The following is an 18885-nucleotide window of genomic DNA, read 5'->3' as shown; positions in this document are numbered from 1 at the left end:
CGGTCAATTGCTGAAGGCATCAGGGTAGGCAAACAACGCGGGTGCGCCTCCGGTGTGCAGGAATATCAGCGGGCCGTCATTGAAACGCTGCCGCCCTATGCCGTCCAGCATGCCGGACATCGCCTTGCCGGTGTAGACCGGGTCAAGCAAGACACCCTCATGGCTGGCCACCAGTTTGATCGCAGACAGCGTGCCTGCGTTCGGTTCGCCGTAACGGGGGGCGAAATACTCGTCCCACAGCTCGACCTTGAATGTTTCCGGCAGCGCGATGCCGAGCAATTCGGCGGTGCGTTCGGCCAGGCTCTGTACCTTGGGCAACTGGTCCTCTTCACTGCGCGACACGGTGACGCCGATGACCGGCAGTTGCGGCAGTTCATGGGCCAGCGCCAGCGCCAGACCGCTATGTGTACCCGCGCTGCCGGAGGCCAGCACAACTGCAGCGAACTCAATGCCGGTCTGCTTGATCTGCTCGGCCAGCTCCAAACCGGCGCGCACGTAGCCCAAAGTGCCTATCGGACTAGAGCCGCCGATGGGGACCAGATAGGGATTTCTGCCACTGGAGCGCAGGCGTGCAGCCAGTGCGTGCAGCTGTTCATCCGCGCTATCGAGGTTTTCGACCAGCTCTACCCGAGCATCGAACAGCTCCAGCAGCAGGCGGTTGCCGTTGCTCAGGTAGTTGGGGTCTTCGCTGCCGATGGGGTTTTCCAGCAGGGCTACGCAGCCCATGCCCAGCCGCGCTGCCAGCGCTGCGGTCTGACGCACATGGTTGGACTGGATCGCACCGGCGGTGATCAGCGTATCGGCGCCCTGGGCCAGGGCATCGGCAGCCAGGTATTCTAGCTTGCGAGCCTTGTTGCCGCCCAGTGCCAGGGTCGTGGTGTCATCACGTTTGATGTAGATATCGCGGTCTGCCCAGGCGGACAGGCGTTCGAGCTTCTCCAGAGCCGTCGGCGCACTGATCAGGTCGAGACGATTGAAGCGGGCGAGCTGATGTTTGATCATGGTGATAGATAAGCCGTGTAAAGAGTCACCGGACTATAGGCAGACGTTTCCTACACGGCAACTTCTCTGTGTTTATCATCTCGTCAGCCTGTTCCTGTGGAAATTGTTGTTCTTTGCGTTCGAATGTTTGCCGTAGAGTGAAGGCATCAGCGGCCGTCACTGTCGGTCGACACCCTAATGTGTCAAGGAGAGATCAGCGTGAGTGATATTCCAGAAGCCTCCGCCGACGGCCGTTCCAGCCATTGGCAGTTGCAACGGATCGTCAGCCAGTTGCGCGGTGCGCGGGAAGACTGGCGGGCGCGCAACAGGCGAGTGAGCGGCGAGCACGGCGGGCGTGAGCTGCCTTCTCGTGCGGCCATGGGCGACATTCTCGAGGCGTTGAGTGGCGCACTGTTTCCGATGCGGCTTGGGCCGGTAGACCTGCGCGAAGAGAGCGAGGACTTCTATGTTGGCCACACGCTGGACGTGGCACTCAATGCGCTGCTGGCTCAGGCCCGGCTGGAATTGCGCTATGTGGCCCATCAACAGGGTGGCGACCTCAAGAACATCGATGCTCATGCGCTCAGGTTGATTCAGGATTTCGCCACGGCACTGCCGGGCATCCGCCTGTTACTGGACACTGACGTGCTGGCTGCCTACCACGGCGACCCGGCGGCGCGCAGTGTGGATGAAGTTCTGCTGTGCTATCCGGGCGTACTTGCTGTGATTCATCATCGCCTGGCTCACCACCTGTACCGGGCTGGCCTGCCGCTGCTGGCGCGCATCAGCTCGGAAATCGCCCATTCGGCGACCGGTATCGATATTCACCCCGGCGCGCAGATCGGCCCGAGCTTCTTCATTGATCACGGGACGGGTGTGGTCATTGGCGAAACTGCCATTATCGGTGAGCGAGTGCGGATATATCAGGCCGTGACGCTGGGCGCCAAGCGTTTCCCTGCGGACGAGGATGGTCAGTTGCAGAAAGGCCACGCACGGCACCCGATCGTCGAAGATGACGTGGTTATTTACGCCGGGGCGACCATTCTGGGGCGCATCACGATTGGCAAAGGCTCGACCATCGGCGGCAATGTCTGGCTGACCCGCAGCGTGCCGGCAGACTGCAACCTGACTCAGGCCAACCTGCTGCAACAGGACGACTGCTCGAAAAAGTGATGCCTGCGTGAAGCTCAGATGACTTTCACCGCCCGCCCGATGAACTGAATCGGGCCGGTGGGTTTCCCGATAGGCGAGCCGGAGGATGTTTCCAGCGTCAGCTCGAACAACTGATTGGGCTGCAGCGGCGGCAGTTTATCCAGCGCAATGTTCAGGCTTTGCCCCGGTTTTACCAGCCCCAGAGAAACCGGGCCTTGCCAGTCGTCGCCTTTGGTCCAGAACTCCAGTGCCTTGTCAGCCGGAACCTCGACCACGCCCAGCGGAATAAGCTGGATTTCCTGCGAATTACTGGCCTGCACTACCCAGCCGGGCGACCTGTCCTGCGGCCCGACCAGAACCACAAGGTAGGAAGTCTGCGCCGGGGCGCGGGTCAGCAGGGTCATGCCCAATACCAGCGATGCCGCCAGCCCGGCCCCAGCCAGCCCGCGCCAGACCGACAGGTTGTCCCACCAGCGCACGCGCGGTCTTGGCGAAACACTGGCGGGCGCGGTGATCTCCAGCAGGTTGCGTTCGATTCGGTGCCACAGACCGGGCGATGGCGTAACGGGCTCGGCCAGTTCCGTCAGGGGCAACAAGCGTTGCTCCCAGGCATCGATGGCCGCTTGCAGGTCTGGCTCGCGGGACAGGCGACGCTGCACGTCGAGCCGATCCTGCGCCGACAGGGTGCCGAGCACGTACTCGCCAGCCAAGTCATGAATGTTGTCGTCTAAAGGCCGGGTCATCCCATGCACTCCCGCAAAGCCGTCAGGCTGCGCTTGATCCAGGCTTTGACCGTACCCAATGGCGCGCCGATTTTCTGCGCGATTTCCTGATGCGAATAGCCGTCTACGTAAGCATGAAAAACACAGTTTCGTCTTACCGGCTCCAATTGCTCCATGCATGAAGTAATCCGTCCTGGATTGACCCGCCAGTCAAAAGCATCCCCGGCTTCCTGCCAGCCTTCCAGGGTCGCCTGTTCATGATGATCTTCGCTGCCGTCTTCCTCGATACGTACCTCGCGGGCGGTGTTGCGCAGCGTATTGAGTGCCAGATGCCGGGTCACGCTGAATATCCAGCCACGCGCCGAGCCACGGGAAACATCGAAACTGGCAGCGCGGGTCCAGATTTTCAGAAAGGCGTCGTGCACGATGTCCTCGGCCAGAGCGCTGTCACGTACCAGCCGCTGGACGACGCCGAGCAATCGGGCGCTTTCCTGTTGATAGAGACGCTGCAAGGCCTGTTTCTCACCGCGAGCGCAGGCCTGCAACGTGGCTTCGTAATCAAAGAGAGATTCGTGCGAGGACAAGATGATCCGCCATCAATGGAAGACTACTGCCTCGTTGAGATCACGAGGCTCCCGCGCAGCAGCATAGCTCAACCTCTGCGCGGTCACCCGGCTAATGGCCGCGATCAGCTCGCGGTCCAGAACAGGTAGTCGGCTTGATACTTGACCACTTCCTTCGCACCCTTGTTGCTCTCGGCGCAGGCTTTGGCCGGGGCAACGCCGCCTTTCAGGGCTACACGCTGGATGTAAGTCACGCCAGTCATTGCGCCTTTGCCTTCAGCCGGGTTGGCCTTGACCAGTTGATACGGCAGGTTGCCAGCGCTGGATGGTGCTACGGCCACCTGGGTGCCGGTCACTTTGGAGCCGTCTTTGGCTTCCCAGGTGGCAGGCGGGCCGTAGTAAGTACCGATCTGTTTGCCGCCCTTGTCGTTGAGCACTGCTTTGGGGCCGACGAACGCCCACTCCATTTCGCTAGGCATGTTGGCTTTGGCGCGGCACTCGTAGGTGATTTCGCCAACACCTGTGGTTTGCATGCCGACTTTGTTGCCAGCCGGCACGCGCACGCTTTCCGGAAGGTCGGTCTGAGCCAGGGCCACGGATGACAGGCAGGTGAAGGCCAAGGTAGTACCGGCAAGGCAGAGCAAGCGTTTTGCGTTCATGCAGAAATCTCCAGATTGTTTAACCGCGCTCAGCAACTCGAAGTGGCTGCTGAATGTACTACCCGCGAGAAATCCATCTGGATGCAGTGATTTGAAAATATTTTTTCAATGCCGGCTGAAACGGCTTCGCAACAGCAGTATTCCGGCAATGGCCGCGAGCCCCGAGCCGATCAGCACGCCGACTTTCACCTCGTCGATCAGGTGCTGTGAACCAGGGAATGCCAGGTTGCCGATGAACAGGCTCATGGTGAAGCCGATGCCGCACAGGATCGCCACGCCGTACAACTGCACCCAGTTGCTGCCTTCCGGCAAGGTCGCCAGCCCGGCACGAATCGCCAGTAGTGCGGCAAGGAAAACACCGATCTGCTTGCCCGCGAACAGCCCCAGCGCAACACCCAGCGGCACTGGATCTATAAGGTTTTCAAGGGTGATACCGGCCAGTGACACCCCAGCATTGGCAAAGCCGAATACAGGCACTACCGCAAAGGCCACCCAGTAATGCATTTTTTCTTCAAGGAACAACAGCGGCGAGCGCGCCTCTTCCTCGGGTTTGCCCATCGGGATGCACAGCGCCAGCGCGACACCGGCCAGCGTGGCATGCACGCCTGATTGCAGGACAAAAAACCACAGCAATGCGCCGAGCAGCAGATAGGGCAACAGGCGACGGACATGCAGGCGGTTCAGTACGATCAGTACAGCTAGGGTCGCGAATGCGGCAGCGAGCATCGGCAGGTTCAGGCCGGAGCTGTAAAAGAACGCAATGATGGTAACCGCCCCCAAGTCGTCGAGGATAGCCAGCGCAGCCAGAAAGACTTTCAGTGATGTGGGCACTCGATTGCCCAGCAGCGAAAGCACACCAAGCGCGAAGGCGATGTCGGTTGCCGCCGGAATGGCCCAGCCGCTGAGGGTCTGCGGGTTGCCCCAGTTGATCGCGATGTAGATCAGTGCAGGTACCAGCATGCCGCCTGCCGCTGCAAAGCCGGGCAGGGCGCGCTGTCCCCAGGTCGACAGGCCACCGGCCAGCACTTCGCGCTTGATCTCCAGGCCGACCATCAGGAAGAAAATCGCCATCAGCCCGTCGTTGATCCACAGCTCGACCGACAGGCCCAGCCAGACGCTGTGCAGTATCGAGAAATAACTGGCGGAAAGCGCTGAGTTGGCAACGATCAGTGCCGCCAGCGCAGCCATCATCAGGACGATGCCGCCTGCTGATTCAGAAGCCAGAAAGCGGGCAAGAATGGCGATGGCGCGTGGTGTTTCCCGATGTGGAGCCTGATTCATGGTCGTCCTTGAAACGAGAAGCTGTTTTTATTGTGGTGGCAGGCGTGCGGTTACTGGCCCGTGGCACTGAGCTCGATCAGGCAGCAGCGACTGACGCGAGGAGATTGCAGCTCTATTTCCAGCAAGCCGCCAGGGTTATCCACAAGCGCACAATCATGTTTGCCGAGGACTTCCCATGGCTGACTGTCGACGCTGATCGCCACTTGCGCGGCCATGCTGAACAGCACGAACGTGCTGGCCGAACTGAACAGCCGTTGCGGTTGGCGCACATCGATCCAGTGCAGGCGCGCAGTATACCGGTGTGGCGCATAGATGAGGTTGAAGTCGCGAATCGGGCCATCCAGCAGGGTGCAGCTGACTTGACTGTCGCCGCTGAAGGCAAATGGGTCGGATGGCAACAGCGCGCGACTCGTCATGCCATCTACCGTCAGCGTCATGCCTGCGCCCTGCAAGACGGTAATGATCCGTTGGTAGCCGGCGAACACCGAGAAGCCCCCGGAGGTCTCGATGTCGGCAATCGACAGGCGCCAACCGAAACCGTCCAGATCATGACCTGCATCGCGGGCGATTTCTTCAGTGCTGCCGCCACCGTTCTTCCAAGGCATGCGCGGGTAATCGGCAGCGCGCAGGAGTCGAGTCTGGCTCATTTGGTAAAGCGTCCTTCAAGGCGATGACGGGAACCTGGGTGTATCAGGCGCGCCGCCGTGACCGGCTGGCGACCTGACCAAGTGCGGCGGCGAATCAGCAGGCAGGGCTCGCCAGCCTCGATCTGCAACAGTTGGCACTCGGCGGCTTCGGCGAGAATCGCTTCGACCACGTGCTCGCCTTCGGTCAGCGGGGCGACCTGAGATAGATAGGCGTAGGGCGTCTGCAGGGTAAAGTCCTGCTTGAGGTAGTCCGGTGCTACCTGAGCATTTACGAAGCGGTCTTCGATCTGCACGGGAATGTCGTTCTCGAAATGCACTATCAGCGAATGAAACACCTTTTGGCCTTCACGCATATCCAGCGCCAGAGCGCGCTCGGAGCCTGCGGCTTCCTCTTTGAGCACCATGACCTTGCAGGTATGGCGATGACCGCGCGCGGCGATCTCGTCGGCGATGTTATGCACTTCGAACAGCGCAGACTGGCTCTTTGGCTCAGCGACAAAAGTGCCGACGCCTTGCATGCGCACCAGCAGGCCTTCGGCGGTCAGCTCGCGCAACGCGCGGTTGATGGTCATGCGGCTGAAACCCAGTTGCGTCACCAACTCGCTTTCCGAAGGCACGCGGTGATGCGGCGGCCAGGTGCCGTTTTGAATCTGCAGCGCGATCATGTGTTTGACGCGGGCGTACAAGGGTGCGGGACTTTCGCCCATCTGGGCAGCCAGGGGAGAAGCGGCGGGCGGAGTCGACACGGATGAGTCCTTGTTCGAGATGATTCAAATACAGCAAAGCGCCAACGCTAACCATTAACCCGGTACACGGCAAGCGTGCGAGCGGTTTACCACTCGCTGGAACGTCTGTATATGTATATACAAATTACCGTGATGAGGTGCCAAGTCAATGTCAGCCTTCTTTGCCGAGCGTGCGCTACTTCCCGACGGCTGGGCCAGCGATGTACGCCTGGAGGTCAGCCAGGAGGGCGTATTGACCCGTGTCGAAGCCAGTGCGCACCGGCAGGGTGCCGAACTCATCGGTGGTCCACTGTTGCCCGGCATGCCGAACCTGCATTCTCATGCGTTTCAGCGGGCAATGGCCGGTCTGGCCGAAGTGGCGGGCAACCCCAACGACAGTTTCTGGACCTGGCGCGATCTGATGTACCGCATGGTCGGGCGTATAAGTCCCGCGCAATTGGGCGTCATCGCTCGTCAGCTGTACATCGAGATGCTCAAGGGCGGTTACACCTCGGTGGCGGAATTTCATTATGTGCATCATGACGTCAGTGGTCTGCCTTACGCTGATCCTGGCGAACTGGCCGTGCAGATCAGCCAGGCGGCAAGCTCGGCGGGCATCGGCCTGACGCTGCTGCCGGTGCTTTACAGCCACTCCGGGTTTGGCGGGCTGGCGCCGAACGAAGGGCAACGCCGGTTTATCCACAGCACTGACAGCTATCTGGATTTGCAGGCTCGTCTGCGAGCTGTTCTGGCGGCCCAGCCGGCGCAACAGCTCGGCCTGTGTTTCCACTCGCTGCGCGCAGTCACCCCACAGCAGATCAGCGAAGTGCTTGCCGCCAGCGACCCGCAGTGTCCGGTGCATATTCATATTGCCGAGCAACAGAAGGAAGTCGATGACTGCCTGAGCTGGAGCGGTCGGCGTCCGCTGCAGTGGTTGTATGAAAACACCCCTGTGGATAACCGTTGGTGCCTGGTCCATGCGACCCACGCCGATGCGCGCGAGGTGCAGTTGATGGCGCAGAGCGGTGCCGTGGCAGGACTGTGTCTGACCACTGAGGCCAACCTCGGCGACGGGATATTTCCGGCGGTGGATTACATCGCGCAGGGTGGGCGTTGGGGCGTTGGCTCGGACAGCCACGTCTCGCTCAGCGTGGTCGAGGAACTGCGCTGGCTGGAGTACGGGCAGCGGCTGCGCGACCAGCGTCGCAACCGGCTGCATCGCAGTGATCAGCCGATGGTCGGTCGCACACTGTACGACGCTGCACTCGCCGGTGGCGCGCAGGCGCTGGGTCAGCAGACTGGCAAACTGCAAGCAGGGCATCGTGCCGACTGGCTGGTGCTGGATGGCAAAGACCCATACATCGAGACAGCCTCCGGCGACGCGATCCTCAACCGCTGGCTATTCGCTGGCAGCGATCGGCAGATTCGCGACGTGGCTGTGAATGGCCGCTGGGTCATACGCGAAGGACGACACGCAGCCGAAGAGCAGAGCAACCGCGAGTTTGCACAGGTATTGAGGGAGTTGCTGGGCTGATGCAAGATCGGACGCAGAGCGTCCAGAACCGGTGTGCCCACGCTGGAGCGCGGGCACCCTAGTAGTGCCCTTTTCACTCCCACGGCCTTCGGCCAGAATCAAGAGCGGACTTGTGTATAACGATGAGTGCTGGAGCGTGGGCACGATGGTGTTGCCAGCCGGTTCTCGTTCCTAACGATCGAGTCCAGACACCTATCGTTCCTCATTCCGCGTGGGAAGGCCTTGCGTGACGCTGCACGACGTAAGCCCCCTTACTTCTCGCCCTTGCCGATCTTCGAGTCATCCTCGCGCCAGATCAGGCGGGAGGTGTCGTAACCCTGCTGGCGAGCCTTGCTCAGCATGTTCTCTTTGTCTGCCTGAGAAACCACAGGCGTTCGCGACAGCAACCACAGGTACTTGCGATCCGGATTGCCGACCACGGCGGTGCGATAGCCTTCGCTGACGTCCAGAATCCAGTAATCGCCCTTGGCAACGCCAGGCAGCAACCGCGAGAACCAGTTATCGAACACAACCCACAGTTTGTCGGTCTTGCCCGGAACCTGCGGCGAGGCGGTGCCGGTGGCTTCTTCCCACTTGCCTTCAAGGGTGCGGCAGCGGTTGGTTACCGCAATATTCCCGTCGTCCTTGAGCGTGTAAAGCGCCTCTGACTGCGCGCATTTACGCTGGAAAAACATCGGCAGCCGCGCGATTTCATACCAGGTGCCCTGATACTGCTTGAGGTCGACGTTATCAACCGTCTTCGGCTCAAGGTTGTCAGCCGAGTGGGCAAAACCGATGGCCAGAAAGCTGGCCATGACACAAATTCCAAAACGTACCAATAACTTGATCATGTGTTATTTGAGACCTTGACCCGAGAACAGTACAACCTTGTCCGCTGCGTACTGCACGCTGATAAAGGTGTTTTGATCGCCCCAGGTACAGCTGGACATCCCCAGCGCACCGGAACACTCGGTCGGGCTGCCCAGCAAGGACTCGACCTGTGCCTTGGGCATGCCAGCGGAAATTTTCGAATAGTTTTCCTGGGTGATCTTGCTGCAGGCAGCCAGAAAGACGCAGAACGAGAGTAACGCGACAGTGCGCAAGGACATGGATGTAGCTCCTGAACGGAAGGGGGTCGCGTCGCAGTGCAGGCCGATGCAGTCTGGCGCTGGCGCATTACCGCAAGCTTAGAAGAGAAAAAGGGGATCTGGTTCCCGCAGGGGGAAAGGATTTGTGCCGCAGGTCGGCAGATAGGGCTGTAGACGGGTGTGGATAAGGTTCTCGATTGGCCGTTTTGCGCAGCTATATGCGCGCTGGCGATTCGCTCGGGTCGAATCGCCAGTGTGGCATCAGAAAGCGGTCTTACTCTTTGTGATAGGCCGTTGCGCGTTCCACTTCTTCCTTGGAACCCAGGTAAACCGCGACGCGCTGATGCAGGCCATCGGGCTGGATGTCGAGAATACGCTGATGACCATCGGTAGACGCGCCACCAGCCTGCTCGACCAGGAAAGACATCGGGTTGGCTTCGTACATCAGGCGCAGCTTGCCTGGCTTGGACGGTTCGCGGCTGTCACGCGGGTACATGAACAGACCGCCACGGGTCAGGATGCGATGCACGTCGCCCACCATCGCGGCAACCCAGCGCATGTTGTAATTCTTTTTCAGGGGGCCGTCTTCACCGGCCAACAGCTCGTTCACGTAGCGCTGTACCGGAGCTTCCCAGTGACGCTGGTTGGACATGTTGATCGCGAATTCCTGAGTGGATTCCGGGATCCGGATGTCTTCGTGGGTAAGCACGAAGCTGCCCATTTCACGGTCAAGCGTGAAGCCTTTCACGCCGTCACCCAAGGTCAGCACCAGCATGGTCTGCGGGCCATAGATTGCGTAACCGGCTGCCACCTGCTCGGTGCCTGGCTGCAGGAACGCCTTCTCATTCAGCGGTTCGTTCTGGCTCAGGTACTGGTTCGGGCAGCGCAGCACCGAAAAGATAGTCCCGACCGGCGCGTTGATGTCGATGTTCGACGAGCCGTCCAGCGGGTCGAAAACCAGCAGGTAGGCACCTTTAGGGTATTTGCCGGGGATCTGGTAGGCGTTGTCCATTTCTTCGGACGCCATGCCGGCCAGGTGACCGCCCCATTCGTTGGCTTCGAGCAGGATCTCGTTGGAGATCACGTCGAGTTTTTTCTGCACTTCACCCTGTACGTTTTCGGTGCCCATGCTGCCCAGAACGCCGCCCAGCGCGCCCTTGGAGACTGCATGGCTGATTTCCTTGCATGCGCGCGCCACAACTTCGATCAGGAAGCGCAGATCGGCAGGGGTGTTGTTACTGCGGGTCTGCTCAATCAAGTAACGACTTAGTGTGACGCGGGACATGGATAGCTCCGAAAATAGGGGTATGAAAACCCGCGCAGTTTAACGCGAGTGGTGACTTAATACTGCTATGAGACTGGCTTATGACTGTTTCAGTTCATATGCCGGGCGAACCGTGCCCGACAGCCCGCGTGTTTCAACGTTTTGAGGTGCGCAGGGTGCTGAAGGCCATCCAGCCCAGAAACAGCACCCCCAGAAGCAATACTGCCCAGAGCCCCAGGCGTTTGAAGTCGGTCCCCTGTGGTGCCACCTGCACCGGTGCGGCAGCCATGTTGGCGATGCTCGCAGTGGCGGGTTTCGCGGTACCGAGGGACGCGAGTTTTGCCGCACTGTAATCGGGGATCAGCGTCGCCAGCGACAGGTTTGCCGCCTTGGCCGTCGAGTTGCCGACCGCCAGCGTGAACGGCCCATTGCCGCGTGCCAGAAACACTACCTCAGTGGCAGGCACTGCGACGCTCAACTGCGGCGCCTCGTTCCCCAGACCGCCGCCTCGGTCATCGACCACCAGCTTGAGCTGCTGAACGACGCGTCCGGGCAATTGCAGTTGGTCCTGCAGCACGTCGCTGTTGTTTTGCGACAAGCGATACAGCAGGCCGCTGCTGATGGGTTGCCACGGCTGCTTAGAGTCTGTCCGGCCATACAGAATCGCCGGTGCAAGGCTGTTGGGCTGGGTTATATCGACTTTTACCCTTCCTATCGGCAGGCCGGCCGGCAATTGCCAGACGTATTCGTTGGGGCTTTCAACAGAGCCTTTAACCGGTGGCGACCATGTCAACGGCGGTGTCGGCATGTCGCTGCTGGCGCTCAGCAGGTGCGCGGAGATCAACAGCGGCGCGCTGTGAGGTGCGCGCCACAGCAGCCGCAGGTAGCGGGCGCTCTGGCCGGGCAGGCCGACTTCTCGTTGCTCGACCACTTCATCGGCAAACGACAACCGTGCAATTTGTCCTTCGCCCCAGTCTCGCCAGTGTTGCAGGTCGTCGCTGGCCTCGATGCTGAAGTTCTGAAAGCCTTCGCGCTCGGTGCTCCAGTCGATGATCAACTGCTCCAGTGGCGCCTTGATTGCGCTAGTGTCCAGCAACCAGCCGCGCAGCACTTCTTCGCCAGCCTCGATATCGCTTTGTGGCTGGACCTCGATCACGCTGCCACTGCTTGAGCGTTCGATGCGGATGACGGGCGCTGCGTCGCCTGATTCCTGGGTGCTGTAGAGCGCGAACCATTTGACCGGGATCGGCGCCGGTTCCTCCTCGCGCGCAGGTTGTCGCGGCGTGATTGCATACGCCTGTGGCTGGCCTTCGGCGTTGAACACGCGCAGGTCGCCCAGGTCAGTCTGTCGGGCATTCAGCTGGACGCCCAACGGCAACTCAAGGCGGTACCAAGGTCCTTCGCCACTCAGACTCAGCGGGGTCTGGCTGGCAAAGTCCGCTGGCTTGTCCTGAGCATTGGCGGTGATCGACGCGCACAATGCCAGGCCAAACACGGCGATTTTCATGGCAGGATGACTCAAGAACAGTTCCTCACGGAGTTTCAGGCGCGGCGATCGGGCCGGTGCCAGGGTCTTCGACAGTTTCTTTGACAGGTGATTTCGGCGGTAATGGTGCGAAATATCCCACCACCAGTAGCAGAATGCCAACACCGATAAACGAGACGATGCGCTCCATGCCGCCGCGATTGCCCAGTTCGACGAAGAACAATTTGATCACTACCACCCCGATCAACGCGGCACCGCCCAGCCATATTTCGCGTCTGGATCGCATGTGGCCACCGATCATCAAGGCCAGCGCCATCAACGTCCAGACGATCGACAGGCCAGCCTGAACGCGCATCGACTCGAACAGCGCCTCGGTGTACCACGGCACATCAGCCCAGTGATGGGCTGTGCGCATGACCATGGCCGTGACCAGTGCAAACAATGAGGCACCTGCCACCAGCAGGGTGCGCCTGTGCGCCATATGGTCGCGCATCCACAGGCATACCCCCGCCAGAGACAGCAGCAGGCCGACTTCGAGTGGATTGAGCAGCGGTACATAGGGCAGCGGATCGGCCGCGCCGTCGCTGAAGATGTTGGCCAGCCAGAACCACGCCAGCATCAACGCTGCCAGTGGCGCAGCGGCCCCAAGGTGATAAGCCTCAGGGCAGGCTGCTACTGGCCACGGCCATTGACGCCTGGAGCTCATCGCCAGCAGGAACAGGCTGGGCAGAATCGCCCAGCCCAGCCAGCGCCAGGCGTTGTAGTTCTCGGACAGCTGCAGCAGGCCGAAACGCAGCTCCAGCGCCAGCACACTGATGATCAGCAGACAGCCCACGGTGTGAGCAACGCGTTTTGCAAGAATGGACAGCAGGTCCGACACGTAGCGCAAGGTCAGCAGATGCACAGCGAACACCGCCAGCCAGGCCAGCCAGCCCAGGTTGCCTGCCGGATTGTTTCGCAGGTTTATCGAGATCATCAGTACCAAAGCGCTGAAGGGCGTCAATGCGCTGGATAGCGTGGCCAGGTCCGGCCAGCGCAAGCTCAGGGCAAGTGATGCCCAAAGCGCCACACTGAGTGCAATAGCTATCAGGAATGCGGAGGCCAGATAGGACGCTTGCACATGCAGAACCGCAGCGCTGGCCAGCGAAACCAGCCACCAGAACGCGCCCCAGATGATCAGTAATTTCCGTGCGCGGACCGGGCTCATGAGTGCCAGCGAATTGAAGCGGAACACGCACCATGCACTGACCATCGCTGCAACCGCCAGAACCATCGGCGTCCAGTAATCGTTGGCGAAAGCCTGTGCCGAGCTGTCGGTGCCGCCGCTGAACAGAATCGCGCTTGCGCCCACTTGCAGCAGCAGGCCGAACGCCTGTGCCAGCCTGCGTTGCTGACGCAGGCCCAGCCACAAAATCGCCGCGCCTTCCACAGCCCAGGCGCTGGTTGTCCACTGTGAACCAAGGCCCAGCGGGATCGCCAGGGTGGCAAACACCACGCCAAGAGCCAGACAGGTTTCCATCAGCAATACGGTGCGTCCCGAAGTGTGCCCTGCCAGCCAGCGTGCCAGCCCCATGTAGATCAGGCCCAGCGCCAGCGCACTGAAGGCTGCGCCAAACTCCATATGCTCGACCAGCGCGTATTGCAGTCCAAAGCCTGCGATGGGGGTACCGAACAGCAGCGTGCCATCGACGTAGTCGCCCTGGCGGGCAGACCAGCGCAGCATGGCTGCTCGGGTTTCATCCTGGGCCGCGTGGGTGAGCTGCAGCAGTTTTTGCCGGGCGAACAACAGGCCGATGGCCAGATACATCAGGAAAAACAGAATCAGGAACGGTTCGGTGCTCCAGAACAGTTCGGGCGTGTAAGCCTTCATGCCCCAGGCGAAGCCGATACCGAAGGTGCCGAAAAAGCCGATCAGGTTGAGGATGCGCCAAGCCTTGAACCAGGCGATGGCAAAAATGCCGGCGTTGAGCAGAGCGAAATAGCTGAACAGCGAAACATGGCTGCCTTGTCCGGTAGAGGCCAGAATCGGCGCCGCAAAACCGCCGAGCGCACCAGCGCAGGCCAGGGGCAGCGAGTTCTGGGTCAACGCCAGGACGGCCGAGAAACAGGTGATCGCGACCAGCAGCGCAAAGCCGAGGGTGGGGTCCAGCAAAGCGTGCAGTTTCATCGCGGCAAAAATGGTCAGGTACAAGACGCCAATGCCTGCACCTTGCAACATCAGCGCGTAAGGACCGTTGCGCAAGCGCAGCCACCAGCCCAGCCCCAGCAATGCCAGCGCACTCAGCGCGACGCCGGCGTAACGCGCTTCAATCGGCACGACCACCCCTTCGGTGGCATAACGCAGCAGAAAAGCCAGGCCGAGGGATAGCACCACGACGCCGACCCGCAGTACCGTATTGCCGCCCAACAACCAGTCCCTGGCGCGGCCAATGGCGCTGTCGAGCAGGTTGGGGCTGGCCGGTGCAGACGGCTGGCGTGGTGGAATGGCCGGTTTTATGTGAGGGATTGGAGTGTCGACTTGCAGTGCTTCGTCAGGCAGGTCCCAGATCAGCTCTGGCCCTTGGGTTGGCGCGTTGAGAATCACAGCGTCGGCTGGTAGCGGCGCGCTGTCCTGAGCAGGCGGTACGATGGACGCAGGCTTGCGTTCAAGCGCGCTCAGGCGTTGCTGAACGGAGTCGAGGGATTTTCGGGTTTCGAGGAGTTGTTGCAAATGGTCAGCAGATTGCCTGCCCAGCACGCGCACACGGATACCGGCCCACATCGCCATGCCCATGATCGCGCCAATCAAAGCGCCTGCCCACTCGTCGTAACTCAACGAGTAGCCCAGCAGTGCGCCACCCACCAGCAGACAAATCCAAAGCACGCGACGACATCCTTTTCGGTGTGTGAAGGTTCATCGTGCGCAGTATATAGGGGCGGGTGGGCATCGTTTGTAATGTTTTATGCAGAACGCGGCCAGTCTCTGCACCTTTCGTTCTTCACGTTAGCGTAGGGATGCCTTGGCTGACGCTCCACGTTATAGAGCCGCGTTACCACGCTGTGGGGCGTGGTAGCGCGAGTCAGGTGAGTGTGCGAGCTGGTCAGTCCAGTGCCTTCCAGATGTCTCCGGCGTATTCACGAATGGTCCGGTCCGAAGAGAACCAGCCCATGCGTGCGGTATTGAGCACCGCCGAGCGCCACCATTCCTTGGAGTCGTGCCAGCGTTCTTCGACCTTGGCCTGGGCTGCCCAGTAAGAATCGAAGTCAGCGCAGACCAGGAAGCGGTCGTACGCCAGCAGCTCATCTACCAGACCTACATAGCGATTCGGGTCATCAGGCGAGAACACCCCGCCGCGTATCGCCTGCAGAACATCGTTCAGACGTCCCGAAGCGGCCACGTCGCCATGAGCGCTGAAATCGCCGGCGCGCTTGCGTGCCTCGACCTGCTGCGACGTCATGCCGAAGATGAACATGTGTTCCAGACCCACTTGCTCGCTCATTTCCACGTTGGCACCGTCCAGCGTGCCGATGGTCAGTGCGCCATTGAGGCCGAACTTCATGTTACTGGTGCCCGAGGCTTCCAGGCCTGCCGTGGAGATCTGTTCGGAAAGGTCGGCTGCCGGAATGATGCTTTCCGCCAGGCTGACGTTGTAGTTGGGCATGAACACCACTTTCAGCAAGCCGCGAACCGTAGGATCGTTGTTCACGGTCCTCGCGATATCGTTGGTCAGCTTGATGATCAGCTTGGCCGAGTGATAGCTGGCTGCCGCCTTGCCTGCAAAGATCTTCACCCGAGGTACCCAGTCCGTGCCTGGCTCGGCACGAATGGCCTGGTACAGCGCCACGGTGTGAAACAGGTTCAGCAGCTGACGTTTGTACTCGTGGATCCGCTTGACCTGAACGTCGAACATCGCTGCAGGGTTTACTGCGATACCCAGTCGTTCGTGAATGATCGCTGCCAGCGCACGTTTGCTGTGCAGGCGTTGATCGGCCATCTGCTTGCGGAACGACGACTTTTCGGCGAACGGCTCCAGCTCTCTCAAGCGGGTTTCAGCGTTGTCCATAATGTCTTCGCCCAGCGCCTCGACCAGCATTTCAGTCAGCTTCGGGTTAGCCTGGAACAACCAGCGGCGGAAGGTGATGCCGTTGGTTTTATTGTTGATCCGGTCCGGATAGATTTTGTGCAGTTCGGCGAACACAGTCTTGCGCATCAACTGGGTGTGCAAGGCCGAGACGCCATTGACGCTGTGCGAACCGAGGAAGGCGAGGTTGCCCATGCGCACGCGACGACCGTTGTCTTCTTCGATCAACGACACCGCACGCAGGACGTTGACATCGTCGACGCCTTTGGCGCGCAGCGTATCGATGTGCTGCGCGTTGATCAGATAGATGATCTGCATGTGGCGCGGCAGCATCCGCTCCATCAAACCGACAGACCAGGTCTCCAGCGCCTCAGGCAGCAACGTGTGGTTGGTGTAGCCGAGGGTGCCGACGGTGATTTTCCAGGCGGTGTCCCACGGAATGTTGTGGTTGTCGACCAATTGACGCATCAGTTCGGCAACTGCGATGGAAGGGTGCGTGTCGTTCATCTGAATGGCAGCGTGCTCGGCCAGATCGGTCAGCGTGGCGTGCTGGTTCAGGTGGCGGCGCAGCAAATCCTGCAGGGATGCAGACACAAAGAAGTATTCCTGACGCAGGCGCAGTTCCTGACCCGCTTCAGTGGCGTCATTCGGGTAAAGCACGCGGGAGATACTTTCTGCACGAACGACCTCGGCAACGGCGCCAAAGTGGTCGCCGGCGTTGAAGCGCTCCAGGTGCAGGTCTTCTACGGCGCGCGCGCGCCACAGACGCAACGTGTTGACGCTCTTGCCACGCCAGCCCACCACCGGGGTGTCATAAGCGATGGCTCGCACCGTTTCGCCCGGACGCCATGCATGGCGCGGCTCGCCGGTTTCAGAAACAACGGTATCGACACTGCCGCCGAAGCCGATCGAATACACCACTTCAGGGCGTTCGAATTCCCAAGGGTTGCCGAAGTCCAGCCAGTTCTCGGTCTGCTCCTGCTGCCAGCCATCGACGATGCCCTGACGAAACAGCCCGTGCTCGTAACGAATGCCGTAGCCGTGGCCGGCGATGCCGAGGGTCGACATGCTTTCCATGAAGCATGCTGCCAGGCGCCCGAGGCCGCCGTTGCCCAGCGCTGCATCCGGCTCAAGCAGGCGGATACGCTCGATGTCCACGCCCAGCTCGGTCAGCGCCTCGCGGGCGACTTCCAGCAGGCCGAGGTTGCTCAGGCTGTCATACAGCAGACGACCGATGAGAAATTCCAGCGACAGGTAGTAAACGCGCTTCTGGACCTTGCGATAAATCTGTCGCGTATGGTCCATCCAGTGTTCGACCATGTGGTCGCGAGCCGCGAGAGCGACAGCTTCGAACCAGTCATGCTCAAACGCATGGGCGGGGTCCTTGCCCACCGAATAGGTGAGTTTGGCGAGCACAGCGGCGCGGAAAGCAGCCACATCAGCGTCACGAACAAGTGGTTCCTGAGACATCGATACAACCTCAAGTAGTCTGACGAATGGGATATGGGATTCTTAGACTGTAGGCGTGTCGTCAGTTATTTCCTGAAAAAAGAGAAATAAATCGGTTTACGACTCACGCTTCGACCCAGCTTAACGGCTCTGGTTCGCGAACTGTTCAAATTGGCAAAACGCTTGCATTGATCGTTCCATCCCGATCGATGACGTGCAGCATGCTCATTCTTCGTTTCGGGTTTATGATGCCCCACGGCAGAATAATAGAAGCCTCTGAACTGGACTTATGGAGCACTTATGCAGACCTTGTACCCGCAGATCAAACCCTACGCCCGGCACGATCTGGCCGTGGAACAACCGCATGTGCTTTACGTCGATGAAAGTGGTTCGCCTGAAGGTTTGCCTGTGGTGTTCATTCACGGCGGTCCGGGTTCCGGTTGCGACGCGCACAGCCGCTGTTACTTCGACCCCAACCTGTACCGTATCGTCACGTTCGACCAGCGCGGCTGCGGTCGTTCCACGCCTCACGCCAGCCTGGAAAATAACACCACCTGGAAGCTGGTCGAAGACCTGGAGCGGATTCGCGAGCATCTGGGGATTGAAAAATGGGTGCTGTTCGGGGGGTCATGGGGTTCGACGCTTGCGCTGGCCTATGCTCAGACGCACCCTGATCGCGTGCATGCGCTGATCCTGCGTGGGGTGTTTCTGGCACGCAAGCAGGAAATCGACTGGTTCTATCAAGCTGGCGCGAGTCGCCTGTTCCCCGACTATTGGCAAGACTACGTTGCGCCTATCCCGATGGATGAACGCGACAACCTTCTGGCGGCCTTCTACAAGCGACTCACGGGCCCGGACCAGATTGCCCAGATGCATGCCGCCAAGGCTTGGTCTACGTGGGAAGGTCGCTGCGCCACATTGCGTCCCAACCCGCAGGTGGTCGATAGATTCGCCGAACCGCACCGTGCGCTGTCCATCGCACGCATCGAATGCCATTACTTCATGAACAACGCTTTCCTTGAAGAAAACCAGTTGATCCGCGACATGCCGAAGATTGCGCACCTGCCGGCAATCATCGTGCACGGTCGTTATGACGTGATCTGCCCGCTGGACAATGCATGGGAGCTGCATCAGAACTGGCAGGGCAGCGAGTTGCAGGTGATTCGCGAGGCGGGGCATTCGGCAGCCGAGCCTGGTATTGCCGATGCGCTGGTGCGGGCGGCTGCACAGGTTGCACAGAACCTTCTCGATCTGCCGCCCGAAGAAGCCTGACAGTGTTGTTGTCTTTTGTTTC

General features: G+C 60.3%; 16 protein-coding genes. 3 read left to right on the top strand and 13 right to left on the bottom strand.

The window, feature by feature from the left end:
- Positions 1 to 3: 3 nt before the first annotated feature.
- Complete coding sequence (locus tag I9H09_RS22570) at positions 4 to 1002, bottom strand: D-cysteine desulfhydrase (RefSeq protein WP_122325475.1); 999 nt, start codon at positions 1000 to 1002, stop codon at positions 4 to 6.
- Between the two features lie 198 nt (positions 1003 to 1200).
- On the opposite strand from I9H09_RS22570, the gene epsC reads away from it, so the two are divergent.
- Positions 1201 to 2154, top strand: coding sequence for a serine O-acetyltransferase EpsC (gene epsC / locus I9H09_RS22565; protein ID WP_005888141.1), 954 nt, complete (start codon positions 1201 to 1203; stop codon positions 2152 to 2154).
- Between the two features lie 14 nt (positions 2155 to 2168).
- Here epsC and I9H09_RS22560 read toward each other — a convergent pair whose 3' ends face one another.
- From I9H09_RS22560 to hutC, 6 genes are all read right to left on the bottom strand, one after another.
- Positions 2169 to 2876 (bottom strand): anti-sigma factor, encoded by a 708-nt coding sequence (locus I9H09_RS22560; RefSeq protein WP_053479818.1) that lies wholly within the window; start codon positions 2874 to 2876, stop codon positions 2169 to 2171.
- Entirely contained in the window at positions 2873 to 3439 is a 567-nt protein-coding gene (locus I9H09_RS22555) for a sigma-70 family RNA polymerase sigma factor (RefSeq protein WP_122346533.1), read from the bottom strand. The genes I9H09_RS22560 and I9H09_RS22555 overlap by 4 nt, the downstream gene beginning before the upstream one ends.
- 104 nt (positions 3440 to 3543) lie before the next feature.
- Positions 3544 to 4077: a DUF3455 domain-containing protein gene (locus tag I9H09_RS22550; protein ID WP_122346534.1), complete on the bottom strand. Its 534-nt coding sequence runs from the start codon at positions 4075 to 4077 to the stop codon at positions 3544 to 3546.
- 105 nt (positions 4078 to 4182) lie between these two features.
- Positions 4183 to 5358: a Na+/H+ antiporter NhaA gene (gene nhaA / locus I9H09_RS22545; RefSeq protein ID WP_054989799.1), complete on the bottom strand. Its 1176-nt coding sequence runs from the start codon at positions 5356 to 5358 to the stop codon at positions 4183 to 4185.
- Between the two features lie 50 nt (positions 5359 to 5408).
- The gene (locus tag I9H09_RS22540) at positions 5409 to 6005 is read right to left on the bottom strand and encodes a HutD/Ves family protein (protein WP_053931641.1); all 597 of its coding nucleotides are present in this window, start codon (positions 6003 to 6005) and stop codon (positions 5409 to 5411) included.
- Positions 6002 to 6712: a histidine utilization transcriptional repressor HutC gene (gene hutC, locus I9H09_RS22535; protein ID WP_162010117.1), complete on the bottom strand. Its 711-nt coding sequence runs from the start codon at positions 6710 to 6712 to the stop codon at positions 6002 to 6004. The genes I9H09_RS22540 and hutC overlap by 4 nt, the downstream gene beginning before the upstream one ends.
- Before the next feature lie 187 nt (positions 6713 to 6899).
- Here hutC and I9H09_RS22530 point away from each other — a divergent pair, with 187 nt between their 5' ends.
- On the top strand, positions 6900 to 8264 hold the full coding sequence (locus tag I9H09_RS22530) for a formimidoylglutamate deiminase (protein WP_122346535.1): 1365 nt from the start codon (positions 6900 to 6902) through the stop codon (positions 8262 to 8264).
- 251 nt (positions 8265 to 8515) lie between these two features.
- Here I9H09_RS22530 and I9H09_RS22525 read toward each other — a convergent pair whose 3' ends face one another.
- From I9H09_RS22525 to I9H09_RS22500, 6 genes are all read right to left on the bottom strand, one after another.
- Positions 8516 to 9094, bottom strand: coding sequence for a lipocalin family protein (locus I9H09_RS22525; protein WP_024690284.1), 579 nt, complete (start codon positions 9092 to 9094; stop codon positions 8516 to 8518).
- Positions 9095 to 9097: 3 nt separating this feature from the next.
- Positions 9098 to 9352 (bottom strand): outer membrane protein assembly factor BamE domain-containing protein, encoded by a 255-nt coding sequence (gene bamE / locus I9H09_RS22520; RefSeq protein WP_002551616.1) that lies wholly within the window; start codon positions 9350 to 9352, stop codon positions 9098 to 9100.
- A gap of 253 nt (positions 9353 to 9605) precedes the next feature.
- A complete protein-coding gene (locus tag I9H09_RS22515) occupies positions 9606 to 10616 on the bottom strand; it encodes a class 1 fructose-bisphosphatase (RefSeq protein WP_005888153.1) in 1011 nt (336 codons plus the stop codon).
- Between the two features lie 133 nt (positions 10617 to 10749).
- The gene (locus I9H09_RS22510) at positions 10750 to 12102 is read right to left on the bottom strand and encodes a DUF3999 domain-containing protein (protein WP_183142397.1); all 1353 of its coding nucleotides are present in this window, start codon (positions 12100 to 12102) and stop codon (positions 10750 to 10752) included.
- A 25-nt stretch (positions 12103 to 12127) separates the two neighbouring features.
- On the bottom strand, positions 12128 to 14944 hold the full coding sequence (locus I9H09_RS22505) for a DUF2339 domain-containing protein (protein ID WP_122346537.1): 2817 nt from the start codon (positions 14942 to 14944) through the stop codon (positions 12128 to 12130).
- Positions 14945 to 15161: 217 nt separating this feature from the next.
- A complete protein-coding gene (locus tag I9H09_RS22500; protein ID WP_005888159.1) occupies positions 15162 to 17612 on the bottom strand; it encodes a glycogen/starch/alpha-glucan phosphorylase in 2451 nt (816 codons plus the stop codon).
- Positions 17613 to 17891: 279 nt separating this feature from the next.
- Between I9H09_RS22500 and pip the strand changes: the two genes are divergently transcribed.
- Positions 17892 to 18863, top strand: a complete 972-nt coding sequence (pip, locus tag I9H09_RS22495) for a prolyl aminopeptidase (RefSeq protein ID WP_005888161.1) — start codon at positions 17892 to 17894, stop codon at positions 18861 to 18863.
- Positions 18864 to 18885: the final 22 nt, after the last annotated feature.

It is taken from the genome of Pseudomonas tremae (genome assembly GCF_023278125.1).
GTDB classification, from domain to species: Bacteria; Pseudomonadota; Gammaproteobacteria; order Pseudomonadales; family Pseudomonadaceae; genus Aquipseudomonas; species Aquipseudomonas tremae.
Note: the sequence above shows the minus strand (reverse complement) of the source record. Positions and strands in the feature narration are given on the sequence as shown.